The sequence below is a fragment of the Malaciobacter canalis genome (assembly GCF_008000835.1).
GTDB lineage: Bacteria > Campylobacterota > Campylobacteria > Campylobacterales > Arcobacteraceae > Malaciobacter > Malaciobacter canalis.
Map to the genome: position 1 here is coordinate 615375 of NZ_CP042812.1, position 18859 is coordinate 634233.

The 18859-nt window shown below is 27.1% G+C and carries 14 protein-coding genes; all 14 read left to right on the forward strand.

The annotated features are described in order from the left end of the window. Positions 1-8 precede the first annotated feature (8 nt). The 14 genes from ACAN_RS03045 to ACAN_RS03110 all read left to right on the forward strand — a co-directional run bounded on the left by ACAN_RS03045 (position 9) and on the right by ACAN_RS03110 (position 18856). Positions 9-1025: a hypothetical protein gene (locus ACAN_RS03045; RefSeq protein ID WP_099335371.1), complete on the forward strand. Its 1017-nt coding sequence runs from the start codon at positions 9-11 to the stop codon at positions 1023-1025. After that, complete coding sequence (locus ACAN_RS03050) at positions 1025-1957, forward strand: tRNA dihydrouridine synthase (RefSeq protein WP_099335372.1); 933 nt, start codon at positions 1025-1027, stop codon at positions 1955-1957. The genes ACAN_RS03045 and ACAN_RS03050 overlap by 1 nt, the downstream gene beginning before the upstream one ends. Before the next feature lie 55 nt (positions 1958-2012). Continuing rightward, positions 2013-2819: a 50S ribosomal protein L11 methyltransferase gene (locus ACAN_RS03055; protein ID WP_099335373.1), complete on the forward strand. Its 807-nt coding sequence runs from the start codon at positions 2013-2015 to the stop codon at positions 2817-2819. Between the two features lie 18 nt (positions 2820-2837). Beyond that, positions 2838-4904 carry an ATP-dependent zinc metalloprotease FtsH gene (gene ftsH, locus ACAN_RS03060; RefSeq protein WP_099335374.1) on the forward strand — a complete coding sequence of 689 codons (2067 nt, stop codon included), beginning with the start codon at positions 2838-2840 and terminating at the stop codon, positions 4902-4904. An 8-nt stretch (positions 4905-4912) separates the two neighbouring features. Then, on the forward strand, positions 4913-5494 hold the full coding sequence (locus tag ACAN_RS03065; RefSeq protein ID WP_099335375.1) for a phosphatidylserine decarboxylase: 582 nt from the start codon (positions 4913-4915) through the stop codon (positions 5492-5494). A gap of 147 nt (positions 5495-5641) precedes the next feature. Next, entirely contained in the window at positions 5642-7453 is a 1812-nt protein-coding gene (locus ACAN_RS03070) for a PAS domain S-box protein (RefSeq protein ID WP_099335376.1), read from the forward strand. A 2-nt stretch (positions 7454-7455) separates the two neighbouring features. Then, the gene (locus ACAN_RS03075) at positions 7456-8340 is read left to right on the forward strand and encodes a response regulator transcription factor (protein WP_099335377.1); all 885 of its coding nucleotides are present in this window, start codon (positions 7456-7458) and stop codon (positions 8338-8340) included. Between the two features lies 1 nt (position 8341). Then, positions 8342-10936, forward strand: a complete 2595-nt coding sequence (locus ACAN_RS03080) for a HAMP domain-containing sensor histidine kinase (RefSeq protein WP_147525201.1) — start codon at positions 8342-8344, stop codon at positions 10934-10936. After that, positions 10929-12200 carry a GGDEF domain-containing response regulator gene (locus ACAN_RS03085; RefSeq protein WP_165773072.1) on the forward strand — a complete coding sequence of 424 codons (1272 nt, stop codon included), beginning with the start codon at positions 10929-10931 and terminating at the stop codon, positions 12198-12200. The genes ACAN_RS03080 and ACAN_RS03085 overlap by 8 nt, the downstream gene beginning before the upstream one ends. A 233-nt stretch (positions 12201-12433) precedes the next feature. Next, a complete protein-coding gene (locus ACAN_RS03090; protein ID WP_099334766.1) occupies positions 12434-13987 on the forward strand; it encodes a 2-isopropylmalate synthase in 1554 nt (517 codons plus the stop codon). A 96-nt stretch (positions 13988-14083) separates the two neighbouring features. Next, positions 14084-15688 carry a cation:proton antiporter gene (locus ACAN_RS03095; protein WP_099334767.1) on the forward strand — a complete coding sequence of 535 codons (1605 nt, stop codon included), beginning with the start codon at positions 14084-14086 and terminating at the stop codon, positions 15686-15688. A gap of 3 nt (positions 15689-15691) precedes the next feature. Continuing rightward, positions 15692-16516, forward strand: a complete 825-nt coding sequence (locus tag ACAN_RS03100) for a universal stress protein (protein WP_099334768.1) — start codon at positions 15692-15694, stop codon at positions 16514-16516. Positions 16517-16521: 5 nt separating this feature from the next. Continuing rightward, positions 16522-18552 carry a DUF1538 family protein gene (locus ACAN_RS03105; protein WP_099334769.1) on the forward strand — a complete coding sequence of 677 codons (2031 nt, stop codon included), beginning with the start codon at positions 16522-16524 and terminating at the stop codon, positions 18550-18552. Beyond that, positions 18530-18856, forward strand: coding sequence for a thioredoxin family protein (locus tag ACAN_RS03110; protein WP_099334770.1), 327 nt, complete (start codon positions 18530-18532; stop codon positions 18854-18856). Before ACAN_RS03105 ends, ACAN_RS03110 begins: the two co-directional genes overlap by 23 nt. Positions 18857-18859 lie beyond the last annotated feature (3 nt).

The following is an 18859-nucleotide window of genomic DNA, read 5'->3' on the forward strand; positions in this document are numbered from 1 at the left end:
GAATAGTTGTGGGACTTAAAAAATATATTGTATTTTCAATTTTATTAATAATTTTAATTTTTGGTTATGTGTTTAGTGTAGAACCTGGTGAGTATAAAATTACTGTTCTTGATATTTCACTTACATTGCCAATTGCGGTTTGGGTAATTTTACCATTGCTTGTGCTTTTTATAGGAAGTGTTTCTCATATGCTTTATTATAGTTTAAAAAGCTATTTAAAATATAGAGCAATTTTAAAAGACGAAGAAAATATCATGCAAAGTATAAAAGCTTATTTATTACAAAAAGGTGATAAAACAAGTTATAAAACAAAAGCTTTTAAAGATATTAGTAATATTCTTTCGCAAATTAATTTTGAGGTTAAAGATTCAAATTTTACAACTTCAAATAATGAAATTAATAAAATAGTTTCACTAATAAAAGATATTAATAATGGAATTTATGTTCAAGATAAAGAGTTAAAACTTGAAGCAACTTCAAAATTAGCACATAAAAATCTATTAAATAAAGTAGATGCTGAGATTGATTTTTGTGTTGAAATTTTAAAAAAGCCAATGAATTATAGTTCTGATGTTATAAAAAAAGCTTTTTTAAATGTAGTTGATCAAAAAAGTATGACAACTGTTAAGAAACTTTATGAAAATGTAACTTTAGATAAAGAGATGGGGAAAAAACTTTTTGAAAAAAGTGCAAAAAACCCAGATTTTGCAATAGTAAATGAAGAAGTTATAAAAATTACTAAAAATCTAGATTATGAAAAAAATGATTATTTAGAATTGGCAAAACTATACAAAGATGCATATCAACCAGATGATTTAATCTCACTATTTGAAGATTTGTCAAAAGAGATTGATTGTAGTACAGAAGCATATCTTTATGTATTATTTGAGTTTGAAATGATAGATAGAGTAAGAGAGTTGTTAACAAGTTATGCAGATGAAGAGTACCCTGCATTTAGAGCATTTATTGATCTTAAAGATGCTGGAAAACAATACTCTTTAGAAAGCCTTTGTTTTAAAAGCTAATGGAAGAGAAAATTGATTTTAGCCAACCCCTTATGGTGTTGGCTCCACTTGCTGGATATACAGATTTACCTTTTAGAAGGGTCGTTAAAAAATTTGGTGCTGATTTAACAATATCAGAAATGATATCTTCAAACGCTTTAGTTTATAAATCAGAAAAAACTTTAAAAATGATAGAAAAGTCCCCAACAGAAGATCCTTATTTTGTTCAAATTGCAGGTAATAAACCTGAATTAGTAAGAGATGCCGTTGAAATACTAAATGATATTGATGGAATTGATGGAATAGATTTAAATTGTGGTTGTCCTGCACCTAAAGTTTTTAATCATGGTTCTGGTTCAAATCTTTTAGGAGATTTGAAAAAACTAGAAGAAATATTAAGTACAGTTAAAAAATATAACAAAAAAAGATATACAACAGCAAAAGTAAGACTTGGTGTAAATGAAAAAATACCAGTTGAAATTGGCAAAGTTGTTGAAGCTTGTGGTGTTGATTTTGTTTCAGTTCATGGAAGAACTAGAGCTGGAAAATATAAAGCTCCTGTTGATTATGATGCAATAAAAGCTATGAAAGATGCTATTAATATTCCTGTAATTGCAAATGGAGATATAAAAGATTATAATAAAGCAAAAGAAGTATTAAGTTATACAAATGCAGATGGTTTGATGATTGGTCGTGGTGCAATTGGAAAACCATGGGTATTTTATCAACTAAAACATGGTGTTGAAGATATTTCAGAAGCAATGAAAAAAGAGATTATTTTAGAGCATTATGATGCTGTGATTGATTTTCATGGAGAACATGGTGCTAAAATGTTTAGAAAATTACTACATTCATACTCTAAAGGTTACACTGGTGCCAATGAATTTAGAGATATAATAAATCGTGTTCATGATATTAAAATTATGAGAGATATGATTGAAAGCTTTTTTTAATGAATTTTAAACAGATATTTGGATAAAATATTTTACTTTTAGAAAAAGGAAATATTTGTCTGAGTATTATTTTGAATTAACAATAAAACCTAAAAACCATTATGAACAATTTCTTGAACTATTAAGTGCTTTAACAAATGAAGCTATAGAAGAGAAAGATGGACTACTTATTGCAAGAAGTGAAGATGATTTAACGCAAGTTGAGTTTGGGATAAATGAATTTGCAAAAAGATTAAATATCTCTTGTGAAACTACTTGTAAAAAAATAGAGAATCAAGACTGGATTTTAAATTATCAAAAAAGTGTAAAAGCAGTAGAAGTAGGAAACTTTTTTATTAGACCATCGTGGGAAGATAAAAAAGAAGATAAAATTGATATAATAATAGATCCTGCTTTATCATTTGGTTCAGGTCACCATGAAACAACTTCTTCTTGTATTTTAGCAATAGATCAGTTTGTTAAAAAAAATAGTGATGTTTTAGATGTGGGTTGTGGTAGTGGAATATTATCAATTGCAGCTTCAAAGTTGGGGTGTAATGTAGATATTTGTGACACAGATGAAGTTTGTATAGCCGATACAAAAGAGAATTTTAAATTAAATAGTGTAAACTTTTATAATAGTTGGATAGGTTCAGCTAACAATGCAAAAAAGAAATATGATGTCGTAATTGCAAATATTGTTGCTGATGTTTTAGTAATGATTCATAAAGATTTAAAAAATTGCTTAAAAGATGATGGTATTTTAATAGTATCAGGAATTTTGGATAAACATCTAGATAGGGTTTTGAATAAATTCAAGGACTTAAAAGAATTAGAAGTTATTCACAAAAATGAGTGGGTAACAATAGTATTTTCTAAATAAAAAAAGGAGTTTTATTTTATGTCAAATAAACAAGATAACAATAACGATAATGGAAAAGGGAATAACTTTTTTAATAATAATCCATTATTAGTTTTTGTGGTATTTTCTATAGTAACAATATTAGCTTTTAAAGCTTTATTTCCAGAAGAACAAATGCAAAATGCAGGAAATTCAAATATTGCCTCTTATGGAAAAACAAAGCATAAAACTGTACCTTATTCAGAGTTAAAACAGCTAATTTCAGGTGGTCAGATTGAATATGTTGGAATTGGAAATACTCAAATTAAAGCTGTATCTAAACCTAGTTCAGGTGAAGTTATTACTTATACTGCAAGAAGAGTAGTTCCTGATGAAACACTTATTTCAAAATTAGAAAGTAATAATATTGAATATGGTGGAATCAATGAAGAGAATGTATTAGCTGATATATTATTTGGTTGGGTATTACCTATTTTCATATTCTTTGCAATTTGGATGTTTTTAGCAAAAAGAATGTCTAAATCTATGGGTGGAGGAGGAGGCGGTGGCCTTCTTGGAATAGGAAGCTCAAAAAAGATGATTAATTCAGAAAAACCAAAAGTTAAATTTGAAGATATGGCTGGTAATAAAGAAGCAAAAGAAGAAGTTCAAGAAGTTGTTGATTTCTTATCAGATCCAGATAGATATGTTAAGCTTGGTGCACAAATTCCAAAAGGTGTACTTTTAGTTGGACCTCCAGGTACTGGTAAAACACTTTTAGCAAAAGCAGTTGCTGGTGAAGCTGATGTTCAGTTTTTATCAGTTTCAGGTTCTGCATTTATAGAGATGTTTGTTGGTGTTGGAGCAAGTAGGGTTAGAGACTTATTTGAACAAGCTAAAAAAGTTGCACCTGCTATTATTTTTATTGATGAAATAGATGCCATTGGTAAAAGTAGAGCAAGTGGCGGACCAATGGGTGGAAATGATGAGAGAGAACAAACATTAAATCAGCTATTAGCTGAAATGGATGGTTTCTCAACAGAAGCGGCTCCTGTAATAGTATTAGCTGCTACTAATAGACCAGAAGTTCTTGACCCAGCTTTACTTAGACCAGGAAGATTTGATAGACAAGTTTTAGTTGATAAACCTGATTATGAGGGTAGAGTTGAGATTTTAAAAGTGCATATCAAAGATGTTAAATTAGGTGAAAATGTTGATTTAAAAGAAGTTGCAAGAATGACAGCAGGTCTTGCAGGTGCAGATTTAGCAAATATTATTAATGAAGCAGCATTATTAGCTGGTCGTGCTAAAAAAGAGCAAGTTGACCCTAGTGATTTTAAAGAAGCAGTTGAAAGACAAATAGCTGGTTTAGAGAAAAAATCTAGAAGAATTTCTCCAAAAGAGAGAAAAATAGTAGCATACCATGAGTCTGGACATGCATTAATTGCAGAAATAACTAAAGGTGCTAAAAAAGTTAATAAAGTATCAATAGTTCCAAGAGGACTTGCTGCACTTGGATATACTTTAAATACACCTGAAGAAAATAAATATTTAATGCAAAAGCATGAATTAATAGCAGAAGTTGATACACTTCTTGGTGGTCGTGCAGCTGAAGAAGTATTTATTGGTGAGATTAGTACAGGTGCTGGAAATGACTTAGAAAGAGCAACTGATATAATTAAATCAATGGCATCTGTTTATGGTATGACTGAAGTTGCAGGTCTTATGGTATTAGAAAAAAGACAAAATCAATTCTTAGGTGGACAAACACAAAAAGATTTTTCTGATAACATGGCTAGAAATTTAGATGACTTTATTAAAAAAGCATTAAATGATAGATATGAGGCAGTTTTACAATCTTTAAGAGATAATAAAGAAGCCATCGAAGAGATGACAGCTGAGTTATTAGAGATTGAAGTTATTTCAGGTGAGAGAGTAAGAGAGATAATTAAAGCAAATGGTGGAACTGTTTTTGAAGAAGAGGATTTACATTCAGATGCTATAAATGAAGAAGATTCTCAAACAAAAAAAGATACAGAAAAAACTGATAAAAAGTCTGATGAAAAAGAGAATACTGATTCTTTAAAAGAAGAAAAAATAGAAGAAGAAAATAGTGAAAATAAATAGGCAAAGATATGCTAGATAAATATATATTAAAACAAGGACAAAAGATATCATTGTATCTTTTTGTCATTGCTGTGTTTTTACAAGTGATTGATTTAGAGTTTTTATCAATAATAACTTTTTTTCTATTTTTCTTGTGTTTGTATGTATATAGAGTTAAAAAAGTAATTATTGATAATGAAGCTTTTATTGTATCAGCAATAAGTGGGAAAGTTGAAGCAATTGATTTTAATGAGAATTATTATTTAATTTATATAAATGCTTCACTTTTTGATAACTCTATACTATTATCACCTGAAGACTCACTTATAAAAGTAAAGAGTTTAAGAAGAGGTCTTTTTTTGCCCTTTGATGAAAAAAAAGCAAAACTTCTAAATGAAAAAATGGTATTGTCTACTAAGAATACTATAATGGAATTTGTCTCTTCTTTTGCTACTGCACCTTTGGATAAACCTATTGAAAAAGAGTATAAAAAAGGTGATGAACTTGGCGTATTTACTCAAGGTGAGTTACTTTTAAAAATAGAAAAACGTTTTTCTCTTAATATAAAAGTAGGACAAAAAATAGAAGCAGGTCAAACTATTTGCTATTAATAAAACTTTAGAAAATCTATTTCTAAAGTTTTTCTTCTAATATCTATAATTTTATTTTAAAACTATATATTAAACTTTCATATGACACTAAATTTTACTAGAATATAAATAAAACAGTTAAAACTTTAGCTTACTAAAGGATTTATTATGCAAGATGCTACACAAATTTTAAGTTATTTATCGAAAATATCGGTGTTATATGTAGAAGATGATAAGTTTACACAAGATGAAGTGAGATATTTTCTTGAAACTAAGGTTAAAAACTTTTATTGTGCTAATAATGGTCAAGAGGGTTTAGATATCTTTTATAAAGAATCAATTGATGTAATTATTACAGATATACAAATGCCAATTTTAACAGGCCTTGATATGGCAAAAAAAATAAAAGAAGAAAATAGTAATATTCCTATAATTATAACAACTGCATATAATGATACAAAATATTTATTTGAATCAATAAATCTGGGTGTAAGTAATTATATAACTAAACCTTTAAATTTAAAAGATATGATAGAAACTTTAGTATCTATTGCTAAATCTATTCTTCTTGAAAAAGAGAAAGAACAAATACAAAATATTTTAACACAATACAAAGATATTGTAGATGAACGTTCAATTATCTCAAAAACAGATATAAATGGAAAAATTATATATGTGAATAAACCTTTTTTAGAGATATCAGGCTATAAAAAAGAAGAGCTAATTGGTAAACCACACAGTATAATAAGACATCCTGATATAAAAAAAGATTTTTTCTTATCAATGTGGCATCTAATAAAAAATGAAAAGAAATCTTGGCAAGGTGAAGTGAAAAATCAAGCTAAAGATGGAAGTGTATATTACCTTGATATGATTATAAAACCAATTTTAGATATGGATGGAAATATTGTTGAGTTTATCTCTTTATCAAATGATATTACTTATTTAATGCAAACTAAAGAGTATTTTAAAAAACAAACTGAAAAAAAATCTTTGGATTTAGACTCTTCTTTAAATATAATAGAGCAATATGAAAATGCAATAGATATGAGTAATATTATCATAAGATTGGATTTAAATAGGAAAATTACTTATGTAAATGATGCTTTTGTTGATTGTTTAGGATATGCAAAAGATGAAGTATTAGGAAGTGATTACTCTATTTTAAAGCAAACAGATTTAAAAAAAGATGAGTATGAAAAAAAGATTAAAGCAATATTCTCAAAAGATGGATGGAAAGGAAAAATAACCAACACTAGTAAAAATGGTGATTTGTTACATTTTGATGTGCATACTTTTCCTTTAAAAGATACAAAAGGAAATATTTTTGAATATCTAGGTATTAGACATGATATTACTGAAATAGTTAATTTACATAAAGAAGTTGAAAAAACCCAAAGAGAGATAATTTATACATTAGGTGATGTGGGAGAGTATAGAAGCCAAGAAACAGGACAACATGTAAAAAGAGTTGCAGAGTATTCAAAGCTTTTAGCAAAAAAAGCAGGATTAAGTGAGATAGAAATTGATGAAATTTTTACAGCTTCACCAATGCATGATATAGGTAAAGTTGGTATTCCTGATTCTATTTTAAATAAACCTGGAAAATTAGATGATAAAGAGTGGGAAATAATGAAAACCCATGCGCAAATTGGTTATGAAATACTTAAAAATTCCCAAAGACCAATGTTAAAAGCAGCTGCAATTGTATCTTATACTCATCATGAAAAGTGGGATGGTAGTGGATATCCAAATGCCTTAAGGGGTGAAGATATTCATATTTATGGAAGAATTACTGCAATTGCAGATGTTTTTGATGCACTTGGAAGTGATAGGACATATAAAAAAGCTTGGCCTTTAGAAGATATTTTAAATCTTTTTAATGAGCAAAAAGGTAAACATTTTGATCCAAATTTAATTGATTTATTTATGGATAATTTAGATGAATTTTTAGAAATCAAAGATAGGCTTAAGGATTAGGAATGCATGGTTTAAACAAAGAGATTTTTAAAGATATAACACTTTTGTATGTTGAAGATGATGAAATGACATTGGAAGAGATTTCATATTTTTTAAAAAGATATGTAAAAGAGCTTTTTATAGCAAAAGATGGTGTTGAGGGTTTAGAGTTATTTAAAAAGAAAAGACCAGATATAGTCATAACTGATATACAAATGCCAAAATTAAATGGATTAAATATGGCGGAAAAAATATTTGAAATTGATCCTAGTATTCCTATAATAATTACAACAGCACATAGTGAAAGTGAAAGTTTAAGTAAAGCAATTGAGTTAGGAATTGATAAGTATTTATTAAAACCAATAAATATGCAAGAGATATTAGCAATTATTAAAAAAAGTCTATATTTAGATACTTTAGAGAAAAGAAATAGTAGTTATGAAGAGTATATACAGTTTATATTAGATTGTAATTCTACATTTATGTTTGTAATGAATTCAAATAATGTTGAGTATGCAAATAAAAGCTTACTAGATTTAATGGGATTTGAAAATTTAGATACTTTTAATGAACAAATAAATAAATGTAAAAATCTATTTGATATTGATGAATTAAAAGCAAATGAAAACTGGATTGATTATGTTATTGCAAATAAAGAACAAAGACATCTACTAAGACTTAAAAGTAGCAAATGTGAAAAACTATTTAAAAGAGAGTTTTATGTAAGTTATAAATATTTTGAAAAAATGAATAAAAGTGTTTTTGTTTTTGTAGATAAAAATGAAGAGAAGTTAGAAAAAATTTATAATATAAGCAATAAGTTAGTAAATGATCTAAATAATGGTATTTCAAATGAAAATCTAATGAATGAATTAAAGAGTATTTTAAATATCTCTAGTAGAAATTAGTATGAAAAATTTAAGTATAAAATTTAAACTAATATTGCTTTTTATATTAATAAAAGTAGTACCCTTACTTCTTATTTCTTATATAGCTTTTATAGGAATTATAAAACTTGATAAATATTTTTCAAGTAGTACAAAAGAGCTTTTTTTAGAAAATAAACAAATCATTTCAAATACTGCAAATAAAGCTATTAGTGATAGTATTGAAATGCTTGATAAAAAATCACAACAATCTATAGAAAGGCTATCTTTTGAAATAGCAAAAAATGTGGCAAGCTTTTTATATCAAAGAGATGAAGATATTTTATTTCTTTCAGATATTAAATTAAATCAAGAAGTATTAAATGATTTTTATAAGATCAAACAAAGAGAGATAATAGTACATGAAAAATACTATTATAATGAGAAAAAACAAAGATGGGAAACAAAAAAAGAAAAAGAGAGAATAAAACCCCAAGAAAGAAAAGCCCAATTAAAAGATAATGAAAAAGAGTTTAATTATACAGACCCGCTAGAACTAAAAAGAGTAAAAATACCAATTTATAAAGAAGTTACCTACTTTGATATAAATGGAAAAGAGATATATAAAGTATCACAAATAGAGAAAAAGTTGTTGGATATATCACAAAAGAAGAATACATATGTAAACTCAGAAGATTATTTTAAAAAAATAAAAGATTTAAAAAAAGGGCAAATATATGTAAGTAATGTAATAGGGCAGAGTGTAAAAACAAATATAATAGGAACCTTTACAAAAAATAAAGCTAAAAAAGCGAATATAGCATTTGAACCACAAAATCATGGATATGCAGGAAAAGAGAATCCCAATGGAAAAAGATTTGAGGGAATAATAAGATTTGTGACACCAGTGTATAAAAAAGATAAAAAAGTAGGATATGTAAGCTTGGCATTAGACCATGAACATATTATGCAGTTTACAGATACAGTAAATCCAGTTGATAAAAATCCAATACAAGATATAGCAGATGCAAGTGTAGGGAATTATGCATTTATGTGGGATTATAAAGGAAGGAATATATCTCATCCAAGGGATTACTCAATAGTAGGGTATGATCCAAAGACAGGAGAACAAACAATGCCATGGCTAAGTGAAGATGTGGCAAAGAAATATTATGCATCAAAAAAAGATATAAATGAGTTTTTAAAAGATTATCCAAAGTTTGAAGAACAAAGCTTGAAAAAAAAGCCAAATATGAGGCAGTTAATAGAAGATGGTAATGTAAATATAGATTGTAGATATTTAAACTTTGCTCCACAATGTCAAGGTTGGATGCAGTTAACACAAAATGGAGGATATGGATCATTTATAATATATTGGAGTAATATATGGAAACTATCAACAGCAGCAACAATACCATACTATACAGGTAAGTATGCAAATAGTAAAAGAGGATTTGGTTTTGTAAGCATAACTGCAAATGTTGATGAATTTCATGCAGCTGCAAATAAAACGAAAGAGAAAATTAATGTTATTTTAGATTCTCAAACAAAAAATATGCATAAAAGTTTAGAAAAAAATAGAAATGAAATTGAGAAGTTTATAATACAAATGTTAAATGATATTACTATTTCAACAGTTGTAATGATTGTTTTAGTAATTATAATTGCTTTATTAATGTCAAATTATATTAGTAAAAAAATTGAAAATATTTTATTAGGAACTAGAAAATTTTCAAATAATGAGTTTGATTATAGATTAAAAATAACATCAAATGATGAAATAGGTCAACTTGAAAACTCTTTTAATGAAATGGCAAATAAAATAGAATTATTAGTAAAAACACAAAATGATTTAAATAGAAGTTTAGAACAAAAAGTAAAAGAAGAGATAGATAAACAAAGAAAACAAGAGCAGTTGCTAATACAACAAAGTAAACTAGCAGCAATGGGAGAGATGATAGGAAATATAGCCCATCAATGGAGACAACCACTAAATGCATTGGGATTAGTAATGCAAAATATACAGTTTGCATATAATATGGGTGATTTAGATGATAAGTTTATGGAAAAAAGTATAAATAAGACAAATATACTAACATCAAGTATGTCAAAAACAATAGATGATTTTAGGAACTTTTTTAAACCAAATAAAACAAAAGAGTATTTTAAGATAAATAAAACAGTAAAAAAAGCTATATATTTAATAGAATCAACATTTGAGCATAATTATATAGAAATAGAAAAAGATTTTAGCAAAGAAGATATAGAAGTATATGGATTTGCAAATGAGTTTTCACAAAGCATACTAAATATATTATCAAATGCAAAAGATGCACTAATAGAGAAAAAAGTAGAAGATGCGAAAGTAAAAATAAGAGTATATAAAGATAAAAATAGTGCAATAGTACAAATAGAAGATAATGCAAAAGGAATAAGTAAAGATATAAAAGAGAAGATATTTGAGCCATACTTTACAACAAAAGAAGAGGGCAAAGGAACAGGAATAGGATTGTATATGACAAAAACTATTATTGAAAATAGTATGGGTGGAGAAATTAGTGTAGAAAATACAGATTTAGGTGCTTGTTTTACTATTTGTGTACCTCTTATGATAAAAAAAGGAATTGAAAGTGAATAGAGATTTATTAAAAAATACCATAGTATTATATGTAGAAGATGAAAAACAATTAAGACAAGAGGTCTCTTTTCATCTAAAAAAATATATAAAAAACTTTTATACAGCAAATAATGGAGAAGAGGGAATAAAACTTTTTTATGAAATAAAACCAGATATAATAATCACAGATATACAAATGCCAAAATTAAATGGTCTTGAAATGATTAGAAGATTAAATACAAATATTCCTGTAATTATAACAACTGCATATTCAGATGTAGAGTATCTTTTAGAGGCTATAAAACTAAATGTTAACAAATTTGTAATGAAACCAATAAATCTTATTGAACTTGTAAAAGCTATTCAAGAGTGCATTATAAGAGATAACTTACAAGAAAAAATCTTTGAAAAAGAGAATTTATTAAAAATAATAAATGAAAATGTATTGATTTCAATTACTGATGTAAATGGAATTTATATAGATGTTAGTAATGCATTTTGCAAGTTTACAGGTTATTCAAAAGAAGAATTATTAGGTAAAAGTCATATGATATTAAGACATAAAGATACACCTGATGAGTTATATAGTTTACTTTGGAAAACAATAAAATCAGGCAAAACTTTTAAAGAAGAAGAAATCAAATATATGAAGAAAAATGGTGAAGAGTTTATTTGTAATCTCTCTATAACACCTGCATTTAAGGATGAGAAAATTGTTAATTATACAACTATTAGACAAGATATAACAAGTAAAAAAAAGTTAGAACAATTAACAATTGAAGATGATTTAACAAAACTTTATAATAGAAGATACTTTAACAAAATAATAAGTAGTGAATTACAAAGATTAAAAAGAGCAAAATCTTATCTAAGTCTTCTTACTTTAGATATTGATTATTTTAAAAAATATAATGATATGTATGGTCATATCAAAGGAGATAAAGCTTTAACAGATGTTGCTAAAGTTTTAAAAGAGTCAAGTTTAAGAGCATCTGATTATGTTTTTAGATTAGGTGGAGAAGAGTTTGGAATAATTTTTTCAGATTTAAATATAGAAGAATCTTTAGAATATTCAAATAATATTGTAAAAAAAGTTTTCGATAGAAATATTGAACATTTAGGTAATGAAAATACAAAAAGAGTAACTGTTTCAGCAGGATTAATCACTTTAAACTATATAAACTTTGAAGAAGAAGAGAAAATATATAAATATTCAGATGATGCTTTGTATGAAGCAAAACATAGTGGTAAAAATAGAGTTGTTTTATCAAAAAAATCAAAATAACTCTTGACAAAAAAAGTTTTTTAAAATATAATTTGTCAAATTTATGGGAGAGTACAATGAAAATATTCGATTTTTATAATAATCAATTCATCAAAAGTGTTAACACTCTTCTTCTGCTTTCAAAATCACTCTAATAATTACACACAATAAATCAAAAAAAAAATCAAGAATATAGTTTTTTTCTTTTAAAGAAAAATGGATATAATTAACATACTTTTAAAAAGGTAAAAATCATGGATAATAATAAAATAGTTGTATTTGATACAACATTAAGGGATGGGGAGCAAAGTCCTGGGTGTTCTATGAACACAGAAGAGAAGATTAAAGTTGCTAAGCAATTAGAAAAATTAGGTGTTGATGTAATTGAAGCAGGTTTTGCAGCTGCTAGTCCAGGGGACTTTGATGCTGTTAGTAGAATTGCTGAACAGATTGAAAAGTCTTCAATCTGTTCTTTAAGTAGAGCTGTTGAAAATGATATTAAACAAGCTGCTTTAGCAGTACAAAAAGCAAAGATGCATAGAATTCATACATTTATTGCAACTTCTCCTATTCATATGAAATATAAATTGAAAATGAGTGAAGAAGAAGTAATAAAAAGAGCAGTATATGCAGTTGAATATGCAAGAACTTTTGTTGATGATGTTGAGTTTTCTTTAGAAGATGCAGGAAGAAGTGAAATCTCTTTTATGAAAGAGGTAATGGATGCAGTTATTGCTGCTGGAGCTACAACTATTAATTTACCTGATACTGTTGGATATAGATTACCAACAGAATTGGGAGCAATGGTTAAAGAGTTATCTGATTTTGCAGCTAATAGAGCAATAATCTCTGTTCATAATCACAATGATTTAGGTTTAGCAACAGCAAACACTTTAGCAGCTGTAACAAATGGTGCTAGACAAATTGAAGTAACTATGAATGGTTTAGGAGAAAGAGCTGGTAATTCTGCTTTAGAAGAATCAGTTATGGCTATTAAAACAAGACGTGATGCTTTTAAGGATTTATATACAAATATAAATACAAAAGAGATTTATGCAACTTCGAGATTAGTTGCAACTATTACAGGTGTTGAGCCACAACAAAACAAAGCAATTGTTGGTAAAAATGCATTTGCTCATGAAAGTGGAATTCATCAAGATGGTGTATTAAAACATCAAGAAACATATGAAATTATGAGACCTGAAGATGTTGGTGTTATTAAAGATTCTACTTTAATTTTAGGAAAACATTCAGGACGTGCTGCATTTAAAGATAAAATAACTAACTTAGGTTTTGATACAGTAACAAGTGAAGAGTTAAATTCAGCCTTTGAAAAATTTAAAATCTTAGCAGATAAGAAAAAAGAAGTAACTGATGATGATATTAGAATGTTAATTACTGATGAGTCATTAAATCAAGATAAAATCTATGAGTTAGTTGGATTACAAATTTCTGATTGTTCAAATGGAGTACCAACAGCAGCTGTTTCTATTAAACATAATGATGAAATTTTAACAGATGCAAATATTGGTAATGGAACAATGGATGCAATATTCAAAACAATTGATAGACTTACAGGCTATAGTGGGGAGTTACAAAGTTATAATGTGACTTCTGTTACAGAAGGAAAAGATGCCTTAGCAAAAGTTACAACAAGAGTAGTTTTTGATGAAAAATCTCCATCATTTGTAGGTCATGGTTTAAGTGTTGATACAATGCTTGCAACTGCAAATGCATATGTTAGTGCATTAAACTCATATCTTTCACAAAAAGAAAGACTTGCAAAAAATAGTGAACATCAAGTATAGAAAATAAAGTAGTTTTAAACTACTTTATTAAGTTATTTATCTGTTTAAAAAAAAATTTTGATATAATCTTTATATTTTAATTTAGTAAGGATTTGAATGCTAACAGTTATAGTAACTTCTCTTTTTTTAGCTTTAACTATAAACATACTTTTAAAAAAAATTAACCTTCCCACGATCATTGGTTATATATTTACAGGTACCATAATTGCCTATGGTTTCAATCTTCATGATGCAGTGAATAATCACACATTAAAAGAGATTGCAGAGTTTGGTGTAGTATTTTTAATGTTTACAATAGGACTAGAATTTTCACTTGCACATTTAAAAAAGATGAAAAATGAAGTATTTGTAGCAGGTACATTACAAATTTTAATTACTGCTGTAATTGTTTTTTCTATTAGTTACTTTTTATTGGATATAGAAAAAAATGTTTCATTTGTTTTATCTTTAGCTATTGCTTTATCTTCAACAGCAATAGTTTTAAAAACATTTAATGAAACAGGTGAAATAAATAGACGATACGGACAAAGAAGTTTAGGTATTTTGATTATGCAAGATATTGCAGTAATACCTATTTTATTGACAATTGGATTTATGAGTAGTGCATCAAATAGTTCTGTTACAGATGTTTTAGGTGAGATGGTTTTACATGCTGCGATGTTATTAGCACTTATGGTAATTATTGGAAAATATTTACTTGAACCTTTTTTTAAAGCAATAACTAAAACAAACTCAGATGAACTTTTTGTTGGTACAATACTATTTTTGGCAATTGGAGCTTCACTTTTAGCTCATGAATTAGGCTTTTCATATTCTCTTGGAGCTTTTATAGCAGGTATGTTAATAGCTGAAACTAGATATAAACACCAAGCAGAAGCTGATTTGGTACCTTTTAGAGATTTGTTATTGGGTATTTTCTTTGTAACTGTTGGGATGCAGTTAAAGTTTGATATTATCTCTTCATATATTCATATAATTTTAGCTTTACTATTTTCTGTAATGATTTTAAAATTTGTTATTATCTATGCTATTATTAGAATAAATGAAAACAAACGTGTAAGTATGAAAACTGCACTTAGTTTAGTTCAAGTTGGGGAGTTTTCACTTGCATTACTTGAACTTGCAAGAACAGGTGGTTTAGTCCCAGCTCCATATGGCCAAATAATGATTGTAACTATTGTTTTATCAATGATTATTACTCCAATAATTTTAAAAAATCTTACTTTTATTACTGATAAATTTAATAAAGAAGAAGAACCAAGTGTTAGTCAAGATTTAACTAGTTCTATATTGACAAATCATACTGTTATATTAGGCTTAGGTGAGTTTGGAAGAAATATAGCAGATGATTTATCAGCCTCTTCTGAAAAATATATAGCAATTGAGAACAATATCGAAAGTTTCTATAAATCAATAAATAGTGGTTATAACGTAGTTTTTGGAAATGCTACAAATAAAGATTTATTAAGAACTGTAAATTTAAAAGAAGCAAAATATGTAATTGTTGCAATAGATAATCCAAAAAAATTATATCAAGTATGTGATACTATTCAGCAAATAGTGCCAATAGAGAAAATTATTGTAAAAATACATACAAAAAAAGAGTCAGATATTATAGATGAATTTAATATTGCTAATGTATTTATTGAAAATAGAATAACTAGTAAAAAAATTACTGAATTAATCATAAACGAGGAGTAAGTTTTGAATACAATTTTAGTTGCAATTGATTTTTCAAATAGTAGTTCTGAAGTTTTAAAAAAGGCTATTTTTATATCAAATATGATGAAAAGTCACTTAAAAGTAGTACATGTTGTTGAGGATAATATTTTTAATTTTCATAAAGATAGTTCAAAAATAAAATATAATTGTTTAAAATATCTTAAAGAAGAATTCCCAACTATAAAAGAAAAAGATTTTTATTTAAAAGTGGGTGTAGTTGAAGATGAAATATATAATTTAAGCAAAGAGTTGAAATCTTTGCTTGTAATAACTGGTGCTAGTGGAGAAAATTTTAGTCTTGAAAATTTCTTTATGGGATCTACTACAAAAAAACTTATTCGTACTTTGGAAATTCCTACTTTGATTATTAAAAATAGTATTCAAAAAGAGTATAAAAAAATATTAATTCCTACAGATTTTAGTGAATATTCAAAATATGTAATAGAAAATACATTGAAATTTTTCCCAAACTCTTTAATTCAACTGCTTCATATGTATAATATTCCCTTTAAAAATAGACTTAATATGTATGGAATAGACAATGAAACTAGTCAAAAGTATTATGTAAATATCACAAAGAAAGTTTTTAATGATGGAGATAAATTTATGAGTTCAGTTGAAAATTGCAAAGATAAACTTAGCTTAAAAGTTGAAAATGATACTTTAGTTGATAGCTATATCAATGATGAAAATGAAAATAGTAATGAGTTTGATTTAATTTCTTTACATACCACAGGGAATATAAGTTTTTTTACATTTGATATATTAGATAAATCAAAATATGATGTTTTAGTATTTAAAAAGTAGTATAGATGACACAATTTAACTTTTTTTTAAAACTTTTAAGAGATTCATTTAGAGATTTACTTCCAATAGTAGTTGTAATTTTATTTTTTCAGCTTACAATTATTCAAGATGTACCTGAAAATTGGATTTCTACTACTATTGGACTAGTAATTGTTGGATTTGGACTTGCTTTATTTTTACAAGGATTGGAAATAGGAATTTTTCCAATAGGAGAGAGTCTAGCAAGGGATTTTGCAAAAAGTAAGAATATTATTTGGATTCTTTTCTTTGGATTTTTGATTGGCTTTGGTACTACAATTGCTGAACCTGCACTTGCTGTTATTGCAGATAAAGCTGCTTCTATTTCTAGTGGTAGAATTGATGCAACAATATTAAGGCTTGTCGTTGCTGCTTCTGTTGGTTTTGCTATATTATTAGGTGTATTTAGAATAATAAAAGGTCATCCAATACACTACTATATTATTGCTGGATATATTTTAGTAGTGGGAGTTACTTTTTTTGCGCCAAAAGAGATAATTGGTTTAGCATATGATTTAGGTGGAGTTACAACTTCAACTGTAACAGTTCCATTAGTTGCAGCACTTGGAATTGGACTTGCAACTTCAATTAAAGGAAGAAACCCTGTAATTGATGGTTTTGGACTTATTGCTTTTGCTTCATTAACACCAATGATATTTGTGCAAATTTATGGAATTGCTGTATATAATCTATTTGAAGCAAAAGAAGTAGCCGATATTGCAATTAATGCAACGGCTTCAAGTACAATAAATATAAATATTTCTACTATTGTTTCTGGAATATTATCTGTAATTAAAGATGTAGCACCAATACTAGTTATAATACTTTTCTTTCAATATATTGTCTTAAGAAAAAAAATACAAAATGTAAAAACAGTATTTTTAGGTTTTGGTTTAGTTATTATTGGTTTATACGCTTTTATCCTTGGTCTTGAAATGGGTCTGTTTTCACTTGGTGAATCTATGGCTTTTCAACTTACAAAAGGTAAATCAGTATTAATAATCTATACATTTGCTTTTGCAATTGGATTTTCAACTACTATGGCTGAGCCAGCACTAATGGCTATTGCAAAAAAAGCAAAAGAGATAAGTGATGGTAAGATTAATGATTTTGCATTAAGACTATTTGTTGCTTTTGGTGTTGCAATTGGTATTGCTTTGGGTGCTTTTAGAATTGTAGATGGTGGACACATACACTACTATATTATTTTTGGGTATATATTAGTGATTATTTTAACTTTTATGGCTCCTAAGTATATTATTCCTATTGCTTATGATAGTGGAGGAGTAACAACTTCAACTGTAACAGTTCCACTTGTTGCAGCTCTTGGAATTGGACTTGCTACTTCGATTGAGGGAAGAAGTCCTTTAATTGATGGTTTTGGACTTATTGCATTTGCTTCACTATTTCCTATGATAACAGTAATGTTATATGGAATTATTGTTGAAAAACTTGGAGTTAAATCTGATACTGAAATTGAAGCTGCAAATATTTTAAGAGATACTTTAATTGATGCTGAAAATATGGATTTAGCAACGGTTAATATCGATGGAAGTGATAGAAGACACTCATTGCCTATGGATTTTAGCGCAGTAGTTATAATAGTTCCAGAAGATAAAAAACTTGATGCAATTCAAGCTGCAAGTAAAGCAGGTGCTGGAGGTGTAACTGTTTTAAAAGCTGATGGTATAGGACTTGATGGAATTGGTAATTTTTATAGAACATCTTTTGAAGCAAATGGTGTTTTATTGCTTTTCCTTCTTCCAAGTGCAATGGTAAACTCAGTAATAAAAGAGATTATACATTCACTTCATATTACTACTATTGGAAAAGGTATTGCTTTTGCTTTTCCTATTACACATATGAAAGGTATTAGTTTAACAAGACATGATATTTTTACACATAGAAAAGATCATAAAGATTCTAAAAATAATCCTGAAAATGCAAAAGAAGCAGAAGAGAGATTTAACCAAGAATTAGAAAAAGAATTATACAATGATACAAGTAAAAACAGTTGATTATATTAGTTCAAAGATTAATACAGGAGAAGCTGTATTAATCTATTTTAGTGCTAAGAATTGTTCTGTTTGTAGTGTTTTAAAACCAAAAATAGAGCAAGAAATATCAAAGAACTTTCCAAAAATGCAAATGTATGAGGTCAAAGCTGATTTATATAAACAAGTAGCAAGTCATTTTACGGTATTTTCTATACCAACAATATTGGTTTTTTTTGATAAAAAAGAGTTCAAAAGACAAGGAAGAAATTTAAGTGTTTCTTTATTTATAAAAGAGCTTGAAAGACCATATAATTTATTTATTTAATTT

Bases quoted from the DNA above. Each gene is read 5' to 3' on its own strand.
- ACAN_RS03050 (WP_099335372.1), top strand. From the start codon at position 1,025: ATGGAAGAGAAAATTGATTTTAGCCAACCCCTTATGGTGTTGGCTCCA.
- ftsH (WP_099335374.1), top strand. From the start codon at position 2,838: ATGTCAAATAAACAAGATAACAATAACGATAATGGAAAAGGGAATAAC.
- ACAN_RS03065 (WP_099335375.1), top strand. From the start codon at position 4,913: ATGCTAGATAAATATATATTAAAACAAGGACAAAAGATATCATTGTAT.
- ACAN_RS03070 (WP_099335376.1), top strand. From the start codon at position 5,642: ATGCAAGATGCTACACAAATTTTAAGTTATTTATCGAAAATATCGGTG.
- ACAN_RS03075 (WP_099335377.1), top strand. From the start codon at position 7,456: ATGCATGGTTTAAACAAAGAGATTTTTAAAGATATAACACTTTTGTAT.
- ACAN_RS03080 (WP_147525201.1), top strand. From the start codon at position 8,342: ATGAAAAATTTAAGTATAAAATTTAAACTAATATTGCTTTTTATATTA.
- ACAN_RS03090 (WP_099334766.1), top strand. From the start codon at position 12,434: ATGGATAATAATAAAATAGTTGTATTTGATACAACATTAAGGGATGGG.
- ACAN_RS03095 (WP_099334767.1), top strand. From the start codon at position 14,084: ATGCTAACAGTTATAGTAACTTCTCTTTTTTTAGCTTTAACTATAAAC.
- ACAN_RS03105 (WP_099334769.1), top strand. From the start codon at position 16,522: ATGACACAATTTAACTTTTTTTTAAAACTTTTAAGAGATTCATTTAGA.
- ACAN_RS03110 (WP_099334770.1), top strand. From the start codon at position 18,530: ATGATACAAGTAAAAACAGTTGATTATATTAGTTCAAAGATTAATACA.